Origin of the sequence: Treponema putidum, from assembly GCF_000755145.1 — a bacterium.
Lineage (GTDB): Bacteria > Spirochaetota > Spirochaetia > Treponematales > Treponemataceae > Treponema_B > Treponema_B putidum.
Genome location: NZ_CP009228.1, coordinates 2639045 through 2664148, shown reverse-complemented (window position 1 = coordinate 2664148; position 25104 = coordinate 2639045). Strand labels below are relative to the sequence as shown.

Annotated in this window: 11 protein-coding genes and 1 pseudogene; 11 read left to right on the top strand and 1 reads right to left on the bottom strand. The window is 36.6% G+C overall.

The window, feature by feature from the left end:
* Positions 1-56: 56 nt before the first annotated feature.
* Positions 57-4150 (bottom strand): annotated as a pseudogene (locus JO40_RS12130) (FlgD immunoglobulin-like domain containing protein).
* Between the two features lie 295 nt (positions 4151-4445).
* Here JO40_RS12130 and JO40_RS12125 point away from each other — a divergent pair.
* Genes JO40_RS12125 through JO40_RS12080 form a run of 11 tightly spaced genes read left to right on the top strand, consistent with a single transcriptional unit; the run spans position 4446 to position 25070 of the window.
* On the top strand, positions 4446-5027 hold the full coding sequence (locus JO40_RS12125; protein ID WP_044979532.1) for a tetratricopeptide repeat protein: 582 nt from the start codon (positions 4446-4448) through the stop codon (positions 5025-5027).
* Positions 5028-5047: 20 nt separating this feature from the next.
* On the top strand, positions 5048-5719 hold the full coding sequence (locus JO40_RS12120) for a hypothetical protein (protein ID WP_044979531.1): 672 nt from the start codon (positions 5048-5050) through the stop codon (positions 5717-5719).
* The gene (locus JO40_RS12115) at positions 5706-6722 is read left to right on the top strand and encodes a hypothetical protein (RefSeq protein ID WP_044979530.1); all 1017 of its coding nucleotides are present in this window, start codon (positions 5706-5708) and stop codon (positions 6720-6722) included. The genes JO40_RS12120 and JO40_RS12115 overlap by 14 nt, the downstream gene beginning before the upstream one ends.
* Positions 6719-7477: a hypothetical protein gene (locus JO40_RS12110; RefSeq protein WP_044979529.1), complete on the top strand. Its 759-nt coding sequence runs from the start codon at positions 6719-6721 to the stop codon at positions 7475-7477. The genes JO40_RS12115 and JO40_RS12110 overlap by 4 nt, the downstream gene beginning before the upstream one ends.
* A 10-nt stretch (positions 7478-7487) precedes the next feature.
* Positions 7488-7973, top strand: coding sequence for a hypothetical protein (locus JO40_RS14925; protein ID WP_245608906.1), 486 nt, complete (start codon positions 7488-7490; stop codon positions 7971-7973).
* Complete coding sequence (locus JO40_RS14920; RefSeq protein WP_245608905.1) at positions 7960-8691, top strand: type II secretion system protein GspD; 732 nt, start codon at positions 7960-7962, stop codon at positions 8689-8691. Before JO40_RS14925 ends, JO40_RS14920 begins: the two co-directional genes overlap by 14 nt.
* Entirely contained in the window at positions 8688-9392 is a 705-nt protein-coding gene (locus JO40_RS12100) for a hypothetical protein (protein ID WP_044979528.1), read from the top strand. The genes JO40_RS14920 and JO40_RS12100 overlap by 4 nt, the downstream gene beginning before the upstream one ends.
* A 45-nt stretch (positions 9393-9437) precedes the next feature.
* On the top strand, positions 9438-19289 hold the full coding sequence (locus tag JO40_RS12095) for a toxin TcdB middle/N-terminal domain-containing protein (RefSeq protein ID WP_245608904.1): 9852 nt from the start codon (positions 9438-9440) through the stop codon (positions 19287-19289).
* Entirely contained in the window at positions 19286-19924 is a 639-nt protein-coding gene (locus tag JO40_RS12090) for a hypothetical protein (RefSeq protein WP_044979527.1), read from the top strand. The genes JO40_RS12095 and JO40_RS12090 overlap by 4 nt, the downstream gene beginning before the upstream one ends.
* Before the next feature lie 3 nt (positions 19925-19927).
* Positions 19928-24178: an RHS repeat domain-containing protein gene (locus JO40_RS14110; RefSeq protein WP_245608903.1), complete on the top strand. Its 4251-nt coding sequence runs from the start codon at positions 19928-19930 to the stop codon at positions 24176-24178.
* Between the two features lies 1 nt (position 24179).
* On the top strand, positions 24180-25070 hold the full coding sequence (locus tag JO40_RS12080) for a hypothetical protein (protein WP_044979526.1): 891 nt from the start codon (positions 24180-24182) through the stop codon (positions 25068-25070).
* The last annotated feature ends 34 nt before the right edge of the window (positions 25071-25104 follow it).

Genomic DNA, 25104 nt, shown 5'->3' with positions numbered 1-25104 from the left:
CTTGTGGGGACCCGTATGGGGAACAGCCTTTTGTTTTATTTAAAAAGCTTTAAATTTTACTGCTTAATCAAAATAAATTCTACTCGGCGGTTTTTCCACCAGTTGTCCCTGTCGTTAAAGGAGGCAACGGGCTTGGAGCTTCCCATTCCAACCGAAGAAAGACGGGAGCTTCTGACGCCTTCCTTTATAAGGAATTGGCGGACAGCCTCCGCCCTTTGTTTTGATAAGGGGAGGAGATCCGCTTTTTCTTCTTTTTCGGTACCTGTCGTAGTATTGGCGTGTCCTTCAACCTGAACCTGATATTCGGGGAATTTATTGAGGATAACGGCAATACGCTTTAAGATATTATTGTTCTTATCGACAATGGCCTGATTTAGGCCTTCAAAGTCGGCTGCATTTGCCCTAAAAATAATCGAAGGTACGGCTATTTTTAGTTTATCCCCGTCCCTGATAACAAGGATATCTACTGGAATGTAGCCCCTGTAAACAGAGGTGAGGCCGACCTTATCGGTTACGGTAAAGGTAAAAGGATAATCCGTTGCAGACTGTACCGTTTCTCCTGAAAGAGAGCGGCCGTCCCAGATGAGTTCATTAGTTATTTTTTCCTTTCCGCCGGTTTTCCAAAAGAGTTTGCCTCCGTTTTCTTCCGGTTCGGTAATTTCAAACTTCCAGTTTTCGATGCCGGCCTTTGAATCGGCTTTTAGGCTTATGTAGAGGTCATCATCGGTGCCGTCATTATCGGGGCTGAAATATTTAGGCCTTGTGCTGACTCCGATCTTAGGTGCTTCAGTTGAAAGGATGAAGACATCGGTAAAGGCCGTTACTATATCGCCTTTTTTATATTCTATGTACATGGTTGCCATGTATCTTCCGTCCGGGGCCTTTGAGTTTCCGCTTTTGCCGTCCCATACGAGTTTTTTAAGAAGACTTCCGTCCTTTTTGGAAGTCCATTCGGCAAAAATCTTACCGCTTTCGACATCCGAAATTTGTATATTCCAGTTATCTATTTCGGCATCAATGTTTGTAAGTACCGAAATATTTTGAACATCCTTTATTCCGTTACCTGTAGGAGAAAATACCTTGTGTTCGGCAGTTATATAGCCCTTAGCCTGACGGCGGTCTACAACTATGCCTTCAAGTTTTTGAAAGGTTTTGTTTCCGGCCTCGTCTTCAGCCTCTACGACATAGGTATATTTTTCATCAGGGGCCTTATTGCCCGTATCGTCATCTGCTGCCCAGATAAACTTATCGGCCTTGTTCTTCCATTTTAAGGTTTTTACCGTTTTATTTTTGGAATCGACAAAGCGTCCCACCCATTCTTTTTCGGAAGAAGATATTTGATCTATGGGAAGGTTCGGCTTGTTGTTTCCTTCAACAGGAGAAAAGGCCAGATAGGGAGCGGAAATTTGAATTTCAGGATAAACGGTGTCTATCGTTATCGATGAAATAACGGATTTTGCCTTATTTTTATTTGCGAGTTCTACTTCAAATTCGGCAGAGTAGGTACCGTCGGATGCTGCCGTTTTTTTATCGGCTGAAAGGAGTTCATCAGGCTGTCCGTCCCAAGTTATTTTCTTTGGAGGGGTATTGCCCTTGTAGGCTTTAACAAGTTTGCCTTTTGAGTCCTTGATGTTAAGACTAAATGAGCTTACAGCCGTTTTTGATTTTACTACAGGATAGAATTCCATGCTGTCCTTTACCCCGTCATTATTGGGAGAAAAGGCCGTATAATTTGATTGGAGAATGATATCAGCTTTTTCGGTATTGAGCTCTACAAGTACGGTATTCGATAGGGCTTCGTTTTGAGCCTCATCAATTCCCCTTAATACATAGATGTACTTACCGTCTTCGGCAAAGCTGCCGTCGGACTTTCTTCCGTTCCATTCAAATTGAGGAGGCAGCTTGTCTCCAAGGCTGCTTGTAAAAATAGGCGTACCGCTGATTGTATTTCCGCTTGAGGTCTTATAGATTTCCGCCGTCCATAAGCCGGGTTTTTCTTCCTTGTGGGTAAAGATAATGCTGTCCAGTTCTCCGTCGCCGTCGGGAGAAAATAGTTTTTGGTTCGTACTTGCTTCAGCCTTGGGCGGTGTAATGTCCAAGGTAAAAGAGGGCGTTTGAGTTGAAGGCTTATGCCCGTTTATATACCTTGCGGAAATAAAGGCCTTGTATGTGCCCTCAGGCAAGAGCTTCCCTGTTTCGTCCTTTCCGTCAAAACTTTTGGTTTCTATCTTTGAAGGAGTTCCAGTATATGTTTTTACGGTTGCACCTGTTTGATTTTTTACTTCTATCTTCCATTCTTCAAGACCCTTGGTAATCGGAATAGAAGGAATAAAGCTTATCTTATTGTTTGAGCTGCTGACCGGCGAAAAGGCGTTTTTATCGATATTTATGTTGATCGAGGGCTTGTATGTATCAACAATGATGTTTGAAAGGTTTGATACGGTTTTATTTTTTGCCCTGTCGGTAGATTCGATTTTATAGCTGTAAACTCCGTCAGGCACAAAAATTCCCGAATCGTCTTTTCCGTCCCAGCTTAAAGGAGTAAGTTCATTATTTTTAACCTCTATTTTTTTTACGACCTTGCCTTGGGCATCGCTTATGCTTGCCGTCCAAAGGTCTTCATTTGAACCCTTATTGTCGAAAACAAAGACATCTTTATTTCCGTCCCCGTCAGGACTGAAGATGAGGGCTTCTTGGTTTTGAGGTTTATTAAATGTAAGAGCGGGAGGAGTTTTATCCACATAGGCTGTGTAAACTTGAGATTCCGATTTATTTTTATTATCGTCTTCGGCTCTTATTACAAAGCTGTATTTTCCGTCGGGGGCTATTTCTCCCGAATCGGTGCGTCCGTCCCATCGAAGGGTTTCCGGCACTTCAACGCTTTCTTTGGATTTTCCTAAAAGTTTAAAGAATGAAGCGGCATCTTTCATTTCGCGTAAAGGAGTTTTGTTTGAAATTGTGCGGACAGTGTTTCCTTTTTCGTCCTTTATTTCGCAGTTCCAAGCCGTTACATACCTTTTGTCGGTAATTTTTAGGGGGATTTCCATTGCGTCGTTTTCTCCGTCATTATTGGGAGAAAAGTACAGTGTGCCGTTTTCGGGCATTTCGGCTTGGATTTTAGGCCCTTCGTTGTCCTTTAGACCGAAGTGAACATTTACGCCTCCGCCGAATGCCCAAATTCCGTTATGAAATGGTTTTGCAGCAAATTCGGGACGGATTTCGTTTTCTTCCCAGCCGTTTTTCTTTAAGAAGGAATCGTTTGATCCTTTAGATTTAATCTTTATATTTACTCCTATGTTGAAGGAGGGGATAAATGTTTGTTTTTTGTTAATTGCTTCGGCCGTATTGATGACAAAACCTGTTTTAAAGGATATCATATCGGCCATGAGCATGTGAAGCCCCGTATTAAAGATAAGATTTTGGAAAAAGGGTGCCGAGAGGTCTGCATGCATTCCGAGTTGGAAGCCGTCAATATCTACCAAGGTTGAAGCAAAGCCTACCCTCGGAGTGAGTATTGCAGGGCTGCCGCTTGAAGAACCTCCCTTTATGCCTGTTGACTTTGGGTTATAGGTTTTGCCGAGTCCCGTTATAGAAACGCCCAGCTTGGAGTTTTTTAAAAATCCGAGGTCTCCGAACATATAAAGAGCCCCGATATCGAGCCCGAGTCCCCAGTCCTTTCCAAAGTCGGCATAGGCTCCGGCTCCTACTAAAAGTTTATCGGTTAAATCTTTTGAATATGAAAAGCGTAAGCCTCCCATTGTTCCAAGTTTTAAGGAATCAAATTCCGAATTTAAAAAGTGAAGGCTTCCTGCAAGGTTTCCCCATCTAAAGGGGTAGAGGACTCCTGCATTGGCTGCATGGCCGACACCTTTTTCTTTGCTGAGGCCTGCAAGTAAAAAATAGGAAACATCGAGAATAGGCCTTTGTTCTGCCCCGCCTAAAGCCGGATTTACGGCAAGACTGCCCGGCACAGTGTCCCCGAAAGGTCCGCCTGTAACAGAGGCCTGTCCTCCGGCAACTGATGGGGATTGCAGAGCGGGCTTTTCTTCCCCTCCGGGCATGGGATCATAGGCAAAAACTGCCGATCCTATCATAAAAAAGCATAAAACAAAAAAACTTTCACTTTTAAACCGAATTTAAAAAAAATCATATTGAGCTCCTTTAAAAGCTGGCATAACTGCTTAGTAAAACACTTTTATAGGTAAAGTGTTACTTATTATATTATAATGATAAAGACGCATCACTCGCTAGCCTTAAGGCTTGCCTAAAGAGAGATATTTAAGCAATATCTCAAAAAAAGTAAAAAAATGTATTTTTTTTTAAATTTACGTCTTGACAAATTAATATATGTATGATAGGTTTACAAATCGGCCGTTTTGTGTGCGTATCATTTTCTCCCTTCAATTTGACGGCTTAATACTTTTATTTTTAGGAAAATCACTTTTATGAAAAAATTAAATATTAAACAGATTTTATGTTTATTATTCTCTGCTTTAATCCTTGCAACCGGCTGTTCAAGCGTATGGAGCAAGAAATACAAAGACGATGCAGGCGTTATGTACGGGATGATATATGATGGGAATGAAGAAGGGGTTTCAGGAGTAAGTGTAAAAGTAAACGGTTGGCTAAAGGCCGTATCGGACGGGCAGGGCAGATTTATCTTAAAATTTTTATATGCAGACATCAAGGATAAAAAAGAACAAAGGATAGAGCTGGAGAAAGAAGGCTATGAAAAAATAGAGGATGTATTTTATTATGAGCCGATGAGCTTATTGCATATAAGAATGGAAAGCGGAGAAGATATATTAAAAGAAGCTGAAAATTTGATAGATGAAAAAGAATATGGACGGGCAGAAGAATCTATAGATAGGGCTATAAAGATAGAAGAATATCGGGATGAAGGTCTTTTTTTAAAAGCAGTGATTAAATATAAAGAAGGAGATAAAAAGGAAGCTGCCGAGTTGCTGGAAAAACTAAAAGAAAAAGATAATGAAAGCATAAAAAGCTTTTTAAGAAAATTAAATTAAAGGATAAGTTTGATATATTTATGGAAAAAGAAAAAGATAAATGCTTATCAAAAATGATTATAAAATTTTCCGTTATATCCGTTATACTCATAGTGTTTTTATGTTTTAATATTTATATATTTTTTCAAGTAAAAAAAGGTCAAGAAGAGGTAAAAAATATTATTACATTGCTTGAACATATGGAAAAAAATATAATGGGACAGATAGAATATAATCGGGATGAAATAAATATGAAAATCGAGATAAGTACGGAGAACATATTAAACGAAATAAAAGAAACGGAAAAACTATTAAAACTGCAAGGTAAGGAAACGCAATTACAGCTTAAAAACCTATTCTCAAGTCAAAAAAGAATAAATGAAAACGATAAGAAAAAGGATCTAAGATTGATATATGCAGAGGGGATATTGGAAAAAAAAGAAATGGAAGCGTATAATTTGCTAAAAGAAAAAAAATATGCGGCAGCATATAAAATATATAAAGAAATAAAAGAAAGTGATCCTGAAAGATTGAGCTCGCGATATTACGGAGTATATAGTTTGTTTTATTCAAATGAGATGGATAAAGAAAATTATGATTATATATTGGAAGAAATAGAATACTTAAGAAAAAACGGAATGGAAGAAAGCAGTTTTAAAATAATAGAAAACTTTATAAAAAGAGAAAAGGCAATAAACGATGAACAGAGTTAAGAGTTTAATATTAGCTGTAATAATAATTTTTATGAGATTGGAAGCTGAACAAGTATATATAGCCCCTTTATTGAGTGTAGATGAAGGAGAGGAGAGCTATGAAACAGATACTAAATTGCAAGACGATATTTGTGAGAGCATAGAAGAACAAAAAGAATTTTTAGGAGTAGAAATAATAAAAACGAGAAAAAAGATAAAACAGGTAAGGTCTTCATATGATGCGTTAAAGTTATGCAGAGAAGAAAAAATAAAATATTTGATCTATGGCTGGATAAAGAAAACTGAATACACATACGAAGGTGAATTAAGAATTTTTGACGGCGAGGGAAGGAAAAATATATTTACCGTGTATGAAAAAGATGGAATAGAAAATTATGAAAAATTTATAAAGAACATAAGTAAAAAAGTTCTGGATAGTTTACACGAAATTTTTTATATTCCGAAACAGGAAGAAGTGGAGAAGTATAGCAGAATAAATGTAGGGACTGATATTTGGTATTGGACATTTATGAATAAGGCTTTGGTAAAATACATGAGTGGAACTATCGGAATAGGAGGCAGTTTTGAGATAATACCTGATGACAGCGTGTTTTTTATAAGAACATATCCCGTTTATTTTTCGGTAGGATTATCTTTGGATTATAGATTGGGTGTAAACCGCAAAGAGGCGATAAAAAGTTATTTAAATAATATAAATGCAGTAGGATATACAAATATGTACATAAACTTTTATGATATTCATAGAGTTTACGCCAAAGCCGGAGTCTTATACAGTTTAGACATCGTATCATATCAAGATAAATATTCGGATAGTAAAGTTAATACATCGGGAGCTGTTGGAATTATTACAGGTATCGGTTATAAATACGCAGTAACTGAGAAGATAAAAATAATATTTGCGAATGAATTTGAATTTGTATTCTATAAAAATGTAATGAGTAAATATATAGGAAAGGTCGGAGTTGAGTTTGAAGTTTTTAAAAAGGAGTATAAAAGAAAATGAAAGGGAAAATATTGAAATTACTTATAATAGTCATTGTAATTTTTAATGGAGCGTGCGGAACCGGAGTATATGAGATAGTATCGAGAGATCAAAGAGATCCTGATAATTTTTATGTAAACGTAGATTCTTTTAGCGAAGAAAATGTAATAAAATGCATTTGGGAAGAAGATGAAAGGTGCGATAAATACATATTGATGAGAAGTGAAGATAAAAACGTATTAAAGTTTAAAGAAGTGTATAATGGAGAAGGGACGGAATATGAAGATAGAGTATTAAAAGAAGATACAAGATATATCTATAGACTTGATAAGATTAGAGGTAAAAAAAGATTTTTAGGGAATATACATTACATGGGCATATACAGTAAACAGGTAAAAGATGTATATGAACCCAACGACAGAAAAGAAAAGGCTGTATTATTGCAAAACGATATACAAGGAAATGTATATTATTATAGGTCGCATGAGGGAACCGTTTTAGAGGATGAGGATTGGTATAAGGTAAGAATCCCTGCAAAAAGACAGGCCAAGATAGCAATAGTATACGATGCAGCTAATTTACCTTTTATAATAACAAAACCGTATAACGGCAGCAGTGAAAAGCCTGCAACTAATGCGGTTATCATAATAAAAAATGATACGGATGGAGAAAAAGAATTAAGCTTTAAAATATCGCTGGATAGAAATATAGTGGTAAGCGGTAGTGCAGGTGGAGAATGCTATCCGTATACGTTAAGGCTTTTATCAATAGAATAGGAAAGAAATAATGAAAAAGAAGTCCGTTTTATTTATTTTATTTTTCTCGGTATGTATGGTATATGGGCAAGAAGGAATTAAAGATATAAAAAGTGAAAAATATGAATTAAAGTATATTGAAGTAAAAAAATTTATAGATGCATTGCCTGAAGAACTGAAAAAACAAAAAATAAATATTTTGACGGATATAAACGGATTTATAATAAGATGTACTCAGGAAGAACAAAAAATAGTGGAAGAATATATAAAGATACTGGATATAGAAAAAGAAGAGAGAGCGATATTATTAAAATATATATCTTCGGAGGAATTGTTAAAACATCTTCCACCTGCCGTAAATAAAGAAAGTATAGTAGTAACCGGAAATCCCAATTTAATATTTTTTAGAGGGAGCAATATAAAGAGGGAAAAGTTTTTAAAAGAAATGGAGCTGATAGATAAACCTAAGGCACAGATACGGTATCAGCTATTGGTAGTGCAATATGAAAAAAAGTGAAAACATAAACTGGGCAAAAAGTCTTGAAGTAAAAAAAACTAAGGGAAAGCCTATGAGTGAGTTTTCAGGTATAATGAGTAATATATTTAATATAAACTTTGATATAGTCAGCAAATTCGGTTATCAATTTATAGCAAAACTTAATTTTGAATTAGCTGAAAATAAGGCAAGAGTTTTAGCGGATACAACATTAAACGGAATAACGGGAGAAGAAGTAAAATTTCAAAATACAAATACATTCAGATATATAGATAAAACACTTGATTCAAACGGTAAACCCTTATATGGTTCAATGAGAGAGATAACATCAGGGTTATTACTTAATATAAAAGGAAATGTATCCGGAGACGGAATGATAACTATGGAAGTAAATGCACAAGTATCAAAACAGGGGTCAGGCGGAGTTACAAGCGGTGTTTTACCTCCAACATCCGAAAAAATAGTAAGAACAAAAGTGAGAACCCCTTCCGGTAAGCCGATTATAATAGGCGGACTATTACAGGTTGAACAAAACTCAAGCGAAAAAAAGATTCCCGGTTTAGGAGACATACCAATAGCCGGTTTAGCTTTTAAAGATATAAACGGCTCTGAAACTGTAACTGAAATGGTCATCTACATAGTGCCGTATATACATCGAGAAAAAGAGAAAAGAACGGGTAAGAAAGAAAGGCTATTAAGACTATATAAAAAATACATAGAAGGAGAAGATAAAGAATGAAAAAAATAAAGAAGGTGATAATCTTAATTATAATATTTGTGATAACAGGCTGCGTTAATCCTTATAACCGGATAAGGGATGGAGAAAGCGGGATTTTTGAAGAAGGTAATGAGCTTGAAGGAAATGAAGATGAAGAGGGAGGAACAAATCCATTTGAAGATAAGTTATTTAAAAAGGAAGGAGAAAAAATAATATTAAAAACAAACAATGCAAAATATTGGGGTGTGAGGGGTTATACGTTATGGAAATTTTTAGGAGAAGAAATAGATAAAAATGCCCCGAGTATAAAAGTAGTAAAAAAAGAAGGGGCGAGTGAAGCCGGATACGGATTAGTATGCTACAGCACAAAGAGTGAAGCGGGGCAAAAAAGATATAGGATGCTCGTGATTTTAATACATGTAGATGGGAAGTATTCTATAGGCTATGTAGTAGACGGCTTGTATAAAGATATAGAGTGGAAAAGACAAAGTGAAAAGTTAAATAAAGGCTATGGTGTAGAAAACAGCATCAGTGTAAAAAAGGCAGGGAAGAAAATAGAAGTATATTTTAACGATGAAAGTTATTCCGGAAGCCCGTCATATACGATAAACGATTCAAGTGAATATTTACTTGGAGAAGGGGAAGCCGGGTTAATAGGAGTAGTATCAGCGAAGGATAAATTTCCTGATGATTTTGTTTGGATAGAATACAAGGTAAAGTAAAGGATTTTAAATAAAGTCTTATAAAAAGAGTGGAGATAAAAGTAAATGAAAAAGATAATGGAAGGAATAAAAGAAAAAGGCATTTCGATAATATTGTTTATAGTATATATGACGGTAGGAGTACTTCCTTTAAACCTATATGCCGAAGGAGAAAGTGGAGAGCGGATAAAAATAAATAACTCTATCTTATTGGCAAGCAAGGTAATAGGAAAAGAAGGGGGCATAATTGAAGGGGATGGGGTAATATTTGAAGTACCGAAAGGGGCATTAGAGAAAGAAGTTGAAATAAAGATAAGCCGGTTAATAAGAGTAGAAGAGGGGGAAGTAAAAAATGTAACGGCAGGGTTAGGCGGGTACAGGTTTGAGCCTTCAGGGATAAAATTTAAAAAAGAATGTTTGATAAAAATGGCATATGATGAGCGTATAGAAGAAGAATATGCACAAGAGATATATACATATTATTATAATAAAAGAAAGAAAGCATGGGAAGCGTTAAAAAGGAAGGGCGTAGATGTAGAAAAAAAGGTAATAGAGTCTTACACAAATCATTTTACGGATATGATAAATGGGACGTTAAGCTTACCTGAATCGCCCGGTCCTGTAAATATAAACTTAAACAGCATAAAAGAACTAAAAGCCGCGGATGCGGTAGGGGGGATAGAAAGAATAGAAGGATTAAAGGGGGTAAGTGAAGGAAGTGCCTCATTTAACATGAAACTGCAATTACCCGGCGGAGTAAGAGGGTTTACACCTGAGTTGGCGGTAAGCTATTCAAGCGGAAGCGGGTATGGAGTATTGGGCAAAGGCTTTAGTTTAAGCGGAATAGAAAGCATAAGTATAGATACAAGATTGGGCTTACCTGAATATGACGGCAAAGACACGTATATAATAAACGGGATAAGAGTAAAATATGAGGGAGGAGGATGGAAAGAAGAGAGAAAACAAAGTTATGCAGCAATAAAAAATGAGTGGGCAGAAGGAAGAGGAAGCGAAAACTATTTTGAGATAAGAGAAAAGGAAGGAAGAGTAAAGATATATGGAAAGAGAAATTGGAGTGGAGGAAGCGAAGGGAGAAAATACCTCTATTACTTGGATGAGATAAGGGATAGTTTTGGAAACGTAATAGAATATAACTATGAAAATGGAAAAAGCGTAGAAGGGGAAGAGGTAGTATTAAAGGAAATAGTGTATGGGAAAGAAAGAGAGAGGCGAATAAAGATAGAGTATGAGGGAAGAGGGGATGTAAGAGTAGAGGGAAGGGGAAAGTATTTAAAGAAGGAAAGTAAAAGGATAAGAGAGATAAAAACGGAAGTTAAAGGAGAGGAAGTAAAGACATATAAATTTAATTATAAAGATAATGCATTTTTAGAAAGCTTATTGGATAGCATAGAGGTAACGGGAAGGGGAAGAGAAGAAGGAGTATACGCATATAGGTTTGAATATGAGGATGCCGGGAAGTATGAAGATGGAAGCATAAGAGTCTTTGGAGAAACGGAGAGGTGGTATAAGGGAAGCGGAATTCTTGATAAAAATACGGGCGGAATACGCGTAACAAGCGGAAATTCGAAGGGAGCTAATATTTCAGGGTCAGGGGGCATAGGAGTTGGTGATCTGACTGGAAAGTATGATGGAAGGATTACGGTAGGAGGAGGAGGAAGTAAAAGTTCCGGGAACAGTGTAAGTGAGCAGCTATATTTGGATATAAACGGAGACGGAAGGCCTGATGCGGTTTCACAATGCAGGGGCGGATTTTTGGTTAGTCTTAATACGGGGAATGGTTTTGGCCCTGCTGAAAAATGGGATGCCGATATTGAAGGAATAGAAAAAGAAGTCAGTGACAGTACAGGAACAAGTCTAAATGTATATGGAGGAATTGGAACCCCTGATGGAGTACCCTCACCAGGATTCACATATTCACGTGCAAAACAAGATACGATAACAAAGTTAAAAACTTCATTTAGCGATATTAATGGAGACGGTTTTATAGATATAGTAATAGAAGGAGCGGGGTATTATTTGAAGAATACGGGTAAAAGATTTGTCCGTACTGAATTTGAAAATATTGACAGATTAAAGATAGCCGAAATCAAACTTGATAAAGCGGCAGCTAAAGAATACAATGATAGTTTTTATCAACAAAATCCGTTTCGGAATTGGATCGGCCGGTACAATGGAAAGATAGAAATAGAAACTGAAGGAAGATTTGATGACGGTGAAAGTAATTATGATGAGATACGGTTTCAAATATATAAAGGAAATAAAAAAATATCAAACAAAATAATAAATGAAGGGAATAGATATAGCCATAGTATTAATGAAGACAGTATAAAAGGTAGAGGAAACTTATATTTTGTGCCTTATGGAGAATGTAAAAAAAGCGGTCAGAGAATAAAATGGAATGTGAAGGTAAGATATAAAAGTATCGAACCCTTTTCAGATATGGAAAATGTAGTATTATGGAGGGTAGATAGAGAAAGTATTCTAAAGGATACGGAATTAGAAATATTGAGAAGAAAAGAATATGAAGATGAATATACATGGCAATATGTGGTCAAAGACGATTGGCAAGAAATATTAAATGAAGGAATAAATAAAGATAATGTAGAAAAAACAAAAGCAGCTTATTACTTAATAAAAAACGGCTATTTTGTACCAAAATATATACACAAAGAAGACATGGATTTAATTTTACAGGCTGCGGGTTATGAAGGTGATGATAAACAAAAAGAATTAAAAAAATTGCTTATAAGTATGTATACATATGAAATAACAAGTGAAAAATATATTTTACATGATAAAGATGTGTTGTTATATAAGTTTAAAGATTGGCCTGGAAGAAATCCTATCGATAAAGAAATAAAACTTAGGAATGTATTTAAGAATATAGATGTGCAAACTTTAGAAAAGATATTAAGATATAAAAATAAATATATAAGGGGACTAGAAGAGAATATATATCCTAATAAAGGATTATTTACCGGAGATACATGGGAAATTAAAGGGAAAGAGAAAAGGAGAGAGGTGAAATTTAAAGGTATCGGATATATAGATACCAACGGCGATATTTATTTAGATAAAATAGGTAATAAATTTTTAATATTAAAGAATAGAAAGATTTTTCTTGAAGAAGAAGAATTTGGAGAAGTGATAGCAGTAGAAGAAAGTTATAGGCAGAAAAGAATAAAAACAAAAATAAACAGTAACAAAGTAGTTTTAAGTTATGAATTGGATAATTATCAGCCTAAAGCATTTAAACTTTCATATGAAGAATTTATGAAGGTATGGAAAGAGAATAAAGGATATGTGTCCTACACATTGGATAATGAAAAATGGAAAAAGATAAATAAAGGACTTTATTTAAAAATAGAAAAAATGGCAGAAAAACTGGAAGGAGAAGAAGGAAAATTATTTATAGGCAGTGTTTATAAAATTAGTGAAGAAGGAAACCATTATAATATAAAAGAGGAGATAAGCGAGGAAGAAAAAGAAAGATTAAATAAAATACTGATTGAATATGGATTATCGATATTTATTAGGGAGCGTAAGTATGAATATGATGATATAGAAAAAATATATAATTTAAAAGATATTGAAGCATTAAATCTTCTTACAAAGGAAGAACTCCTTGCTTTAGAAGGAGAAGCTTACACACATGCTTTATTAAAATACAATAAACTTAAAGATGATGAGCAAAATATAGGTTTAGGGCGATATGACGTAATAAAAACATATCTTAAATATGATAAGAATAATGAATATCAGGTTATGGATTACAAGGGAGAATATCCTTATATAAGGCTTCCTATATTTGAAAATGGAATTTTAAAATCAAAAAATATATTTATAGAGACTTGGGATAGTGCAAAAGATTTTTCAAACAATCAATTATCGGAAGAAGTTATTAAATATACTGAAGCAGAAAAACGTAAATATAAAGAGTTGCAGGAAGTAGAAGAGAATGGAGAAAAAATTATAAAGGAGGTAGAAGTAGAGAAAATAATAAACATTGATACTAAATGCGGAGTAAAAGAATTTTTATCAGGGGGAAATAAACAATGGTATTATGGTGTATGGATAAAAGACCAAAACTATGAAGAAAATGCATTTAGTGAAGAAAAATTGAAGAGGATAGCATATGAATCTTCTAATGCAATAAATAAAGATATCAATGATATGGAAGCCAATAAGGATAATATTTCAAAAAATCTGAATGGAAAAGAAATTCCGTTGTATTATCCTATTAGAAAAAATGAGGAGTTTATACTTTCAGATGGACAAAAAATAACACCCATAAAAAAGGAAGCAGAGTCCAAAGTAGATATAGACGAACAATATTATATAGGAAATGTCTCGGAATCTTTATCTGAAAGCGGAGATAGTTTACAAAGATATTGCCCGTATATAAAAGAAGACCTTATATTTATAAATAGGAGCGGAGGTAGTGTATATTATACTATTCCCGGAATAAAGCCTTCAAATTTGTCTGGTATATCGATTAGACGTTCAGTAAATAAAAGCAAAGAACACTCTTATTCCCCTTCTTTGAATTATACTAAGGTTTTTGATTCAATTAAGGTTCAAGAGATAAAAAAATTAATGAATGGAATTGCTGATGAAATGGAGAAAATACAAGAAACGTCTATTAGCGGTGATATCAGCCGTAGTACAAGCCAAGGGGAAACCTATGTCGATATTTTATTGAGTGATGTAAACGGAGACGGAAAAGCGGATATAATACAAAAAGAAGGGCAAAATATAAAAGTTTCTTTAGGAGACGGAAAAGGTTTTGAAAAAGAATATTATATTCAAGATTTGAGTAAAATTATAGAAACCTCCGATAAGATAACATCAACCGGAGGAGGAGTAAGCGGAGGAGGAGTAAATAAAAAAGTATACAGCTCCAAAGGAAAACTGCTTTATTCGACAATCGTAAATCCTATAAGTACAGGAGCCAATTTAAGCAAATCTAAGGGGTCCGGAGTAGATGAAACTTCCTTTATGGATATAAATGGAGACGGTTTACCTGATAGCGTGAGAAAAGAAGGTTCTTATTTGAACTGCGGGGATAAGGTATGCTTTGCAGGAGATAATATTTTAAAAGTAAATCTAGGAAAAACTGAAACACATACCGTATCAGGAGTTTTAAATCTTTCAACATCTTTGAGTAATACTTATGCCAATGAAGGCGTAAAAACCGATACGGTATCGGCCAATTTATCGGGTTCACTGTCATATTCGGGAAGTTATACCGACACGAAAAGACAGTTTGTAAATTTACGAGGTCATTTACCCGATATGATGAGTCTTAGTAATAAAAATAATGCGGCTGTAATCACCGTAAATACCGGCGGAAAGATAGAAAAGGAGATGACGATAAATCTTCCTGAATGGGATTTATCGTCTGAAGATAAGGCAAAATTATTTTTTGTAAGTGATGCTAATTTGGGTGTGGCTTTTTTAAAAAATATTCCGGGATTGGGAAAATATCTAAACAGCGGTTTTGATTCGGCCGTTTTAAGCGATGGATTGGCTTTAAACCCATTGTCTGCATTTCTTATAAAAAAGATTAATTGTTTAAATATGTCTTCAACCGTAAATTTCGGTGCCGGTACAAACGGAGGAGTTTCAGGCAATGTATTGATACCTCTTACAGGTTATAGTCTAAACCTGTCATTTTCGGCAGGAGCAGGTGTTAATGCATCGGGAAGAGTTTCCGGTGTAAACGTTTCAATGCTTGACATAGACGGCGACGGTTTAGCTGACCGAGTATTAAGAATACCGGGAAGTAACGGAGCCGTGTACGTCCAGCGCAACCTTTTAGGAAAGGTAGGCTTACTTAAAAAAATAAAACTACCCCAAGGCGGAAGCTATGAATTAAAATATGAGCGGGTAGGAAACACCGCAGCACTTCCACAATGTAAATACGTATTAAGCGAAGTAACTGCAAGGTCGGGTCTAAAAACTAAAACAGGCAATGAACAAGAGTATACAACCTATTACACTTACGAGGACGGCTATTATAACAGAATAGAAAAAGAATTCTACGGCTTTAAAACGGTAAGAAGTAAAAACGCCGTAGGTACGGTAACCGAAACGGAATATTATATCGACTCTTACTACCGCAAAGGCATGGTAAAGCGCGAAATAATAAAAAACGGAAACAGAGTATACTCAATAAAAGAATATGAGATAGACACAGCTCCCCATGCGAGAATAAAAAAAGAAGTAAACACCGTACGGGAAGGCTACAGTGAAATAAAAACTGAAAGCGAATACGAGTACGACAAATACGGCAACGTAACAAAACTCTATGACAAGGGAGACGTCACAAACACAAACGATGACATCATAGCAGAAATAACATACTGGAAAGGCGGAAACGGAGAAGCATACTTTAAAGCACACCCTGAAAAAATACAAGTCCTACACGGAAAGACCGGAACGCTCTTACGCAAAAGAGAAGGAAGCTATGATGCGAGAACGGGAGCCTTAACCGAACTAAAACAATACACATCCAATTCTTCATTCTTATTAAACCGTATAGAATGGACGGATGAAGGAAACATAAAAGCGCTAACAGGCCCGACAGGAAAGCGAAGTGAATACAAATACCTTGACGGTATCTACCCGATTGAAATAAAAGAGATAAGCTCTAAAGGGGAAGCTCCTTACATAAGCGAAATAGAATGGGACAGCGTCTTAGGCGTAAAATTAAAAGAAACGGACAGCGCCGGGAACAGTATGAGTTATAAATATGACAACTTTGGGCGAGTAACCGAGGTGAGAAGTCCCTACGATTATGAAAGAGATAAAAACAACGGAAAAATAATCAAAGCCGGAGAAACCCCTTACGCAAAATATGAATATCACACACCGGCCGATTCCTTTTGGTACACCGTAACCGAAAACAAAATAAGCACCGAAGCAAAAGACAGCGCCGTAATGAAAACAATAGTAATTCACGACGGTCTGGGACGCATAAACTACACAGCCAAAGAAGGAGAAGTGTACATCGACGGAACGAACGACCAAACCCAAACGGGCTGGAACATCTCAAGTGCAATATACTACGACAAGGCAGGACGAAAGACGGAAGAAGGAATGCCCTTCTTTTACGGAGGGAACTTAGAAAGCGATTTAAAAAACGCATTATCGTATCAGGCAGTAGAACAGTTTTATGAGCTTAACGATTTTACAACGATAAGAAACGGAACAAAATATGAGTATGACGATATAGACCGAAACATATTAACGGTTTTACCAGACGGGCACACACAAAAAAACGAATACTCGATAAACTCTTCGCTTCAAATAACAAAGGCAATAGACCCGTTAGAGAACATAAGCATAAGTAAAAAAGACGCACGGGGAAACATACGGGAAGTAGAACGGCTTGATAAAAACAATAGTTTATTAACCAAAGCCCGATATGAATACTCTGTATTAGGAGAAATGCTGCGAGCATACGACGCAAACGAAAACCTTTTATCGGTAACGTATGACCTACTTGGAAGAAGAACATCGATAGAAAGCAAGGACACCGGCAAAAAAGAATGGATATACGATGAGAAAGGAAGGCTTTACGCAGAAACGGATTCGGTATTAAAAAACAAAGCTGCCGAAATACGGTACGAATACGACGGCTTTGACCGCATAGTAAAGACAGATTATCCTTTTAGCCAAGACATAGAATACACATACGGAGCGCCCGGACAAAAAGGAGCGGGACAAATAGTCTATAAAAAAGATGAAACGGGAGAAACAAGATACAAGTACGGTGAATTAAACGAGGTAATAAAAGAGAGTAGAACAATAAACCGCTATGGAGCTGGAAGCAATCCTGAAACCGCCTCTTTTGAATACCGCTCGGACTACCTTGGCCGAATGCAGAGTATGAAATACCCTGACGAAGAAACCATAACCTACACCTATGATAAAGGCGGACAATTAAAGGGAGTGAGCGGTGTAAAAACCTCATCAAAAGGAACGGCAGAATATTCTTATGTAAACAAAATACTGTATGATGAACACGCACAAAGAGTATATATAAAGTATGGAAACGGCGTAGAAACACGGTACAAATATGATGAAAAACGAAGATGGCTTGATACAATAGAAACCAAAAACGTACAAACCCAAGACATTTTTCAAAAGATAAAATATAATTTTGATGCGGTCGGAAATGTCCTCGGTTATAATAACGACGCAACTACCTACGAAACACAACAAACATATTCTTATGATAACCTGTACCAGCTGATAAGCGTAGAAGGAACAAGCAACCAATACAAGGGTAAAAAAAGCTTCGGCATGACACCCGTAAGCATTGCAAAATATAAACAAACCTTTGCCTTTGACGCCATAGGCAACATGACCAATAAGCTAAGTACTACCAACATACCCGGTTCCCAAGGGAACTCTTATCCCAAAGCAGAGCTTGACTACTCGCTTCAATACGAGTACGACCCTGCCTATGCACACCGTTTAATTCATGCAGGCACCCGCTATTACCGCTACGACGCCAACGGCAACATAACGGCAGAAAAAGACGGACCATTCACAGATGAAGAAGAATTTACCTTTACATACTCATATTTTGAAAATGAAGATGTCTACGGCACCGATTACGGCTTCGGCCTTGACGCCCCCAAAGAAACCGAGCAGGCAAACCCGCAAGACCTATTTGCTTACAGGCGCAACTACACCTGGAACGAGCGTAACTTATTAACAAAATCAAGTGACCGCAACTTTACCGTGCACTACCGCTACGGCGAAGACGGCCAAAGAGCACTTAAGTATACCGATGAAGGCCGAAGCGAAACCTTATACTTCAATAATTTCTTTACAATACACATACCAACGCAAGACCAAAATAACCCGCAAGGCTTACGAGTGCACAAGCATATCTTTGTAGGTAACAGCCGCCTTGTAACGGCAATGACACATACCGATAACAGTGGCGACAACGAAGAGCAAAAAGCAAAGCGGTATTATTACCACTCAGATCACCTCGGCAGTGCACAATTTGTAACCGACTGGAAAGGCAGACAGTACGAACATATAGAGTACACACCATACGGCGAGCTCTGGATAGAAGAAACTGCACCGGGAATAGACAAACTGCCGTTTAGGTTTACGGGGAAAGAGCTGGATGAAGAAACGGGGCTGTATTATTATGGAGCACGGTATCTTGATCCGAAGTATTCAAGATGGTTGAGTGGGGATCCGGCGTTAAATGACTACATGGCATGCTCTTCTGTTGGTGAAGGTGGTATATATAATACGATAAACTTTAATGTATACCATTATGGCGGAAATAACCCGGTTAAGTATATAGATCCTACGGGAGAAGATCATATCGCTGGTAATCAATATACTGGAGGTACATTAGATTGGTACTTCAAAATGCAAAATTTGAATCAATCTAATAATAAACCTTCTGCTGATCAAGATTTACTTGAAAATAGAGTTATCATGGGAACAAATAATATCCCTCAATATGGTCCATGTTATGTAATGGCTTTATTTGGTGTAGCACAAACTAGAGTTGGAAAAAATATGACACCTGAACAAGTAACTACAGGAATTGGTTATCTTATTGAAAATAAGATTATTGGTATGGAAAAAGATAAGGAATACTATGTGATGGATTCTGTAGCTATAATCAATTATGCATTAGATATATTAGGAAGTGATGAAAGGGCATTAGTATTAGAATCTAAAGAGGGTGCTGATGCTTCTGTTGTAAAAACTAATAATAATAGTTATGGATATAGCCATTTTGGAGAAGGTGATGCAGAAGGGAAATTATTATGGGATCCATTAGGCGAGGATACCATAACCCAAATAGATGATATTAAATATTTCCAGTTTCAACCAAAGGAGATTCAAGAATGAAAAAAAATATTGTAAGTTTTTTGTTTATATGTTTTATTGTTTTTACTGTATATTGTGAAAATTTTTCATATATAAACTATGCAAATAATTACAATGTTTCAGAATATGATATTAGAAATATTTTAGGGATATATATGGAAAAAGACCGTGAAGGTTTTTTATTTTGGGTAGAGAGTAAATTTTCTTGGGGTCTTGGTATTACGGATACATTTAGAACTTCTATTCAAATTGATATTTATGATGATGAATTTTTATATGTATTGGATATGATTGACAAGTATAAAGTGTTGGAAATTATAAAAATATCTCATAATAATTACAAGCTGAATACAAGGTATATAGGAGAAGTAGCTAATAATGCAACGATTGATGTATGTTTTGAACTTTATTTCTTAGATATTGAAACATTAACAATGAGTTATGTTACACCTTTAGTTGAGTACAGAAATAGAACTCTTCCTTTACATATTATAAAACTTTCAGGACCTCTTATAAAACACAGGCCTCTTGCCGGTAATTATGTAGTTGCGGTAACTCCATACGCGAAAGATGGTCGAGTTTATGATTCATTTGAAGCTTTGAATAAGGGAGAAAAGGAATATGTCCAAAAAAAAATGAAAGAAAAGAAAAAGTAATATATGAAAACAAAACTTTGTATTTATTCACAATCTAACTATCTCTCTCGGACAGCGATTGAAGCGGAAATCCTTTTTGCGGTGTGTTTAAGCAAATGCGGTTTTTGGAGCATCAGCGTAAAAACACCGCCTGAAAAAAGCCCATGCAGCAAAAAGATTGGAGCGGAAAGCGCGGTGCTGACACTTGTGTACTTTTACATAATTATGATAGTACACAAGTGTCAGCAGTCCGCCAAAAGAAAGTTATTATTAAATAAAAACAACTTATCGGAGGTTTTTCCGCTTACGGTAGGAAGCGGAAAAACAATGGCTTTTGAAAATAGGCGAGGTAAGTACAAGGAGTTAGGCAAAAAAGTACCGCAGGCGTATCGGGTATACGTCGAGGAAACTTTTTTGCCGTGCGACGCAGTAATTGCCCGCATATTTTCAAAAGAGACGGTAAAAAACGGAAACCGAGTATACTCAATAAAAGAATATGAGATAGACACAGCTCCGCATGCGAGAATAAAAAAAGAAGTAAACACCGTACGGGAAGGGTACAGTGAAATAAAAACCGAAAGCGAATATGAATACGACAAATACGGCAACGTAACAAAACTCTATGATAAGGGAGACGTAACAAACACAAACGACGACATAATAGCAGAAATAAATTACTGGAAAGGCGGAAGTGAAGGACAATACTTTAAAGCACACCCTGAAAAAATACAAGTCCTACACGGAAAGACCGGAACGCTCTTACGAAAAAGAGAAGGAGCATACGACAGTAGAACCGGTGCTTTAATAGAACTAAAACAATACACAACACAGTCGGCGTATCTATTACACCGCATAGAATGGACGGATGAAGGAAACATAAAAGCGCTAACAGGCCCGACAGGAAAGCGAAGTGAATACAAATACCTTGACGGTATATACCCGATTGAAATAAAAGAAATAAGCTCTAAAGGGGAAGCGCCTTACATAAGCGAAATAGAATGGGACAGCGTCTTAGGCGTAAAGCTAAAAGAAACCGATGCCGCAAACAACACCATGAGTTATAAATATGACAACTTTGGAAGAGTAACCGAGGTGAGAAGTCCCTACGATTATGAAAGAGATAAAAACAACGGAAAAATAATCAAAGCCGGAGAAACCCCTTATGCACGATACGAATATCACACGCCGGCCGATTCCTTTTGGTACACCGTAACCGAAAACAAAATAAGCACCGAAGCAAAAGACAGCGGTGTAATGAAAACAATAGTAACCCACGATGGGTTAGGGCGCATAAGCTACACAGCAAAAGAAGGAGAAGTGTACATCGACGGAACAGAGAACACAACCCAAACGGGCTGGAACATCTCAAGTGTAATCAACTACGACAAGGCCGGACGAAAGACGGAAGAAGGAATGCCCTTCTTTTACGGAGGGAACTTAGAAAGCGATTTAAAAAACGCCTTATCGTATCAGGCAATAGAACAGTTTTATGAATTAAATAATTTTACAACGATAAGAAACGGAACAACATACGAATATGACGATATAGATAGGAACATTCTAACCACGCTTCCAGACGACTACACACAAAAGAATGAATATTCAATAGAGGCGGCTTTACACATAACAAAGGCAATAGACCCGTTAGAAAACATAAGCATAAGTAAAAAAGACGCGAGAGGAAACATAAAAGAAGTAGAGCGGCTTGATAAAAACAATAACCTCCTTACAAAAGCCCGATACGAATATTCTGTTCTCGGAGAAATGCTGCGAGCATACGACGCAAACGAAAACCTTTTATCGGTAACGTATGACCTACTTGGAAGAAGAACGGCGCTTGAAAGCAAGGACACAGGAAAAAAAGAATGGATCTACGACGAAAAGGGAAGATTGCAAGCAGAAACGGATTCGGTATTAAAAAACAAAGCTGCCGAAATAAGATATGAATACGACGGACTAGACAGAATCATAAAGACAGACTATCCTTTTAGCCGGGACATAGAATATAAATACGGAGCGCCGGGACAAAATGGAGCGGGACAAATAGTCTACAAAAAAGATGAGACGGGAGAAACAAGATATAAGTACGGCTCTTTAAATGAAGTAATAAAAGAAACAAGAACGATAAACCGCTATGGAGCGGGAACTAATCCTGAAACTGCAAGCTTTGAATACCGCTCGGACTACCTCGGCAGAATGCAAAGTATGAAATACCCCGACGGAGAAACCATAACCTACACCTACGATAAAGGCGGACAGCTCAAGGGAGTGAGCGGCGTAAAGACCTCGTCAAAAGGAACGGCCGAATACTCTTACGTAGATAAAATCATTTATGATGAACACGCGCAAAGAGTCTACATAAAATACGGAAACGGCGTAGAAACAAGATACAAGTACGATGAAAAAAGAAGATGGCTTGACTCGATAGAAACCAAAAATAACCAAACCCAAGACGTCTTTCAAAAAATAAAATATAATTTTGATGCGGTCGGAAACGTATTAGGCTATGCAAATGATGCAACTACCTACGAAACACAACAAACATATTCTTATGACAACTTGTATCAGCTTATAGGTGTAGAAGGAACAAGCAACCAATACAAGGGTAAAAAGAGCTTCGGTATGACACCTGTAAGCATTGCAAAGTATAGACAAACCTTTGCCTTTGACGCCATAGGCAACATGACCAATAAGCTAAGTACTACCAACATACCCGGTTCACAAGGGAACTCTTATCCAAAAGCTGAACTTGACTACTCGCTTCAATACGAGTATGACCCTGCCTATGCACACAGGTTAATAAGAGCCGGAAACCGCTACTATCGATACGACGCGAACGGCAACATAACGGCGGAAAAAGACGGACCATTCACAGATGAAGAAGAGTTTGCATTTACCTACTCCTATTTTGAAAATGAAGACGTCTACGGCACCGATTACGGCTTCGGCCTTGACGCTCCGAAAGAAACCGAGCAGACAAACCCGCAAGACCTCTTTGCGTATAGAAGAAATTATACCTGGAATGAAAGGAATTTACTCACTAAATCAAGCGACCGCAACTTTACCGTACACTACCGCTATGGAGACGACGGACAGCGGGCCCTTAAATATACAGACGAAGGCCGAAGCGAAACCTTATACTTCAATAATTTCTTTACGATACATATCCCGACACAAGACCAAAATAACCCGCAAGGACTACGGGTGCATAAGCATATCTTTGTAGGTAACAGCCGCCTTGTAACCGCGATGACGCATACCGATAACAATGGAGACAATGAAGAACAAAAAGCAAAGCGGTACTACTACCACAGTGATCACTTAGGCAGTGCACAGTTCGTAACAGACTGGAAAGGCAGACAGTACGAGCACATCGAATACACACCTTACGGCGAATTGTGGATAGAAGAAGTTGCTGCAGGCTTAGATAAACTTCCCTTTAGGTTTACAGGGAAAGAGCTGGATGAAGAGACTGGATTTTACTACTATGGGGCCAGATACTTGGATCCTAAATACAGTAGATGGCTATCGGGAGATCCTGCGTTAAATGATTACATACCAAAAGCACCCATTGACGATGATGCTAAGAAACATAATGAAAACTTACCCGGAATGGGCGGGGTGTTTAATACCGTCAATTTGCATGTGTATCATTACGCGGGAAATAATCCCGTCAAATATATAGATCCGGATGGGGAATCTGCTGTAGTAGTTACTGCTGTTGTTGTTTGGGGTGTAAATGCTTTATTATTAATGATTGGCGTGCATCATGTTGCAAGTTCAAATAAAGGTGACAAATTATATCAGCAAATAGCAAATGGCAATACCAAAGAATTCTCATCAACAGACCTATATGATTTATATAAATCAGGAAGAGGTAGAAATGTTACGTTATCTCAAGTTGGTTTATCAAGTAAGATTCAAAAAGCTGTTGCATCGAATCCTGCACTTACAAAAAATAAGGGTAGTGTTCAATCAAGATTTATTAATCAGTTAAAGAGTGGGGGAGCCGATGAAAAATTTAAAAGAACTTATGATTTTGGGTCGGTTGTATTTGCTATAGGAGGAGCAACGGTTAGCGGTCAATTCGATGGTACTGTTACAAAAAATGAGAATGGAACAACGCATATTGAAGGAACAATTACTTATTCATTCCATGATACATTTACTGACCCATACGATACATTTAATGTTACAACAGGAGAATTTAATCCCGATGGAAAACCGTATAAAATAACTGAAACTTGGACTGTAAAAATTAATGGAGATTACTAGGATGACAAAAAAACAGATTGTGATTTGTCTCCTAGTAATTACTTTTGCTATGATGGCAATTCATTTGGTTGAAATATTTTTTTTAACAGCTAAAATTGCCCCTGGATATGAGGTGCATCAAAATTTTTTGTTAGATAGTTGTGACTTATATGGACAAGATAGAGGTTGTATTGTAAAGGGGGTCGTGGACTGGATTGTAAAAAGAGGATATATATATGGCTTTTGCGATGAGAAAGATTTAAAGTGGTTTATATATAATACAAAAATACAAGAGTTGTGGTTGTTTAATATTGAAGCCGATTTTTTTAATAAACTTAAGGAATTGCATTTATCTTTTACAATAAGTGATACGAGGTGGATATATGATTATTCGAATGGCATATATCGGCATTTACATCTTGATGAACAAGAAGCTTTTCGTAAATTATCTGCTCACACCAAGATTCAAAAAATATTAGAAGAATATAGATATGACAATAGTGATTTTCCGCGGTTGTTTTTGTATGATTACGCAAATATTCTTACAGAAGATTTAGAAACCAATATACCGATATTATTTACATATCTTAATCAATTTGATATGTACCCTGTGACAGAAGCAGATCAAGGTTATAATATAATTGAATGGATATTATTTGATTATTTTTATATAAACGATGATTTATTAGACCAAGATGATTTAAATACATTTTGTACAATAACACAGCGGAAAATAGATGCATATTTAAAAAAATATAAAACAATTGATAAACGGATTATTTTAGCGGAGAAGCATATCAATAGTATAAAAAAAGGTAGGTTTAATACTTTGCAGAGTACACCGCAGATGCTGTATGAAAAATATACAGCATTAGGGTATAATGATTTAATTGTTGAACAAGATTCCGATTAGAGGTTATGACGGTATAGAAGGAAAAAAGTATTTT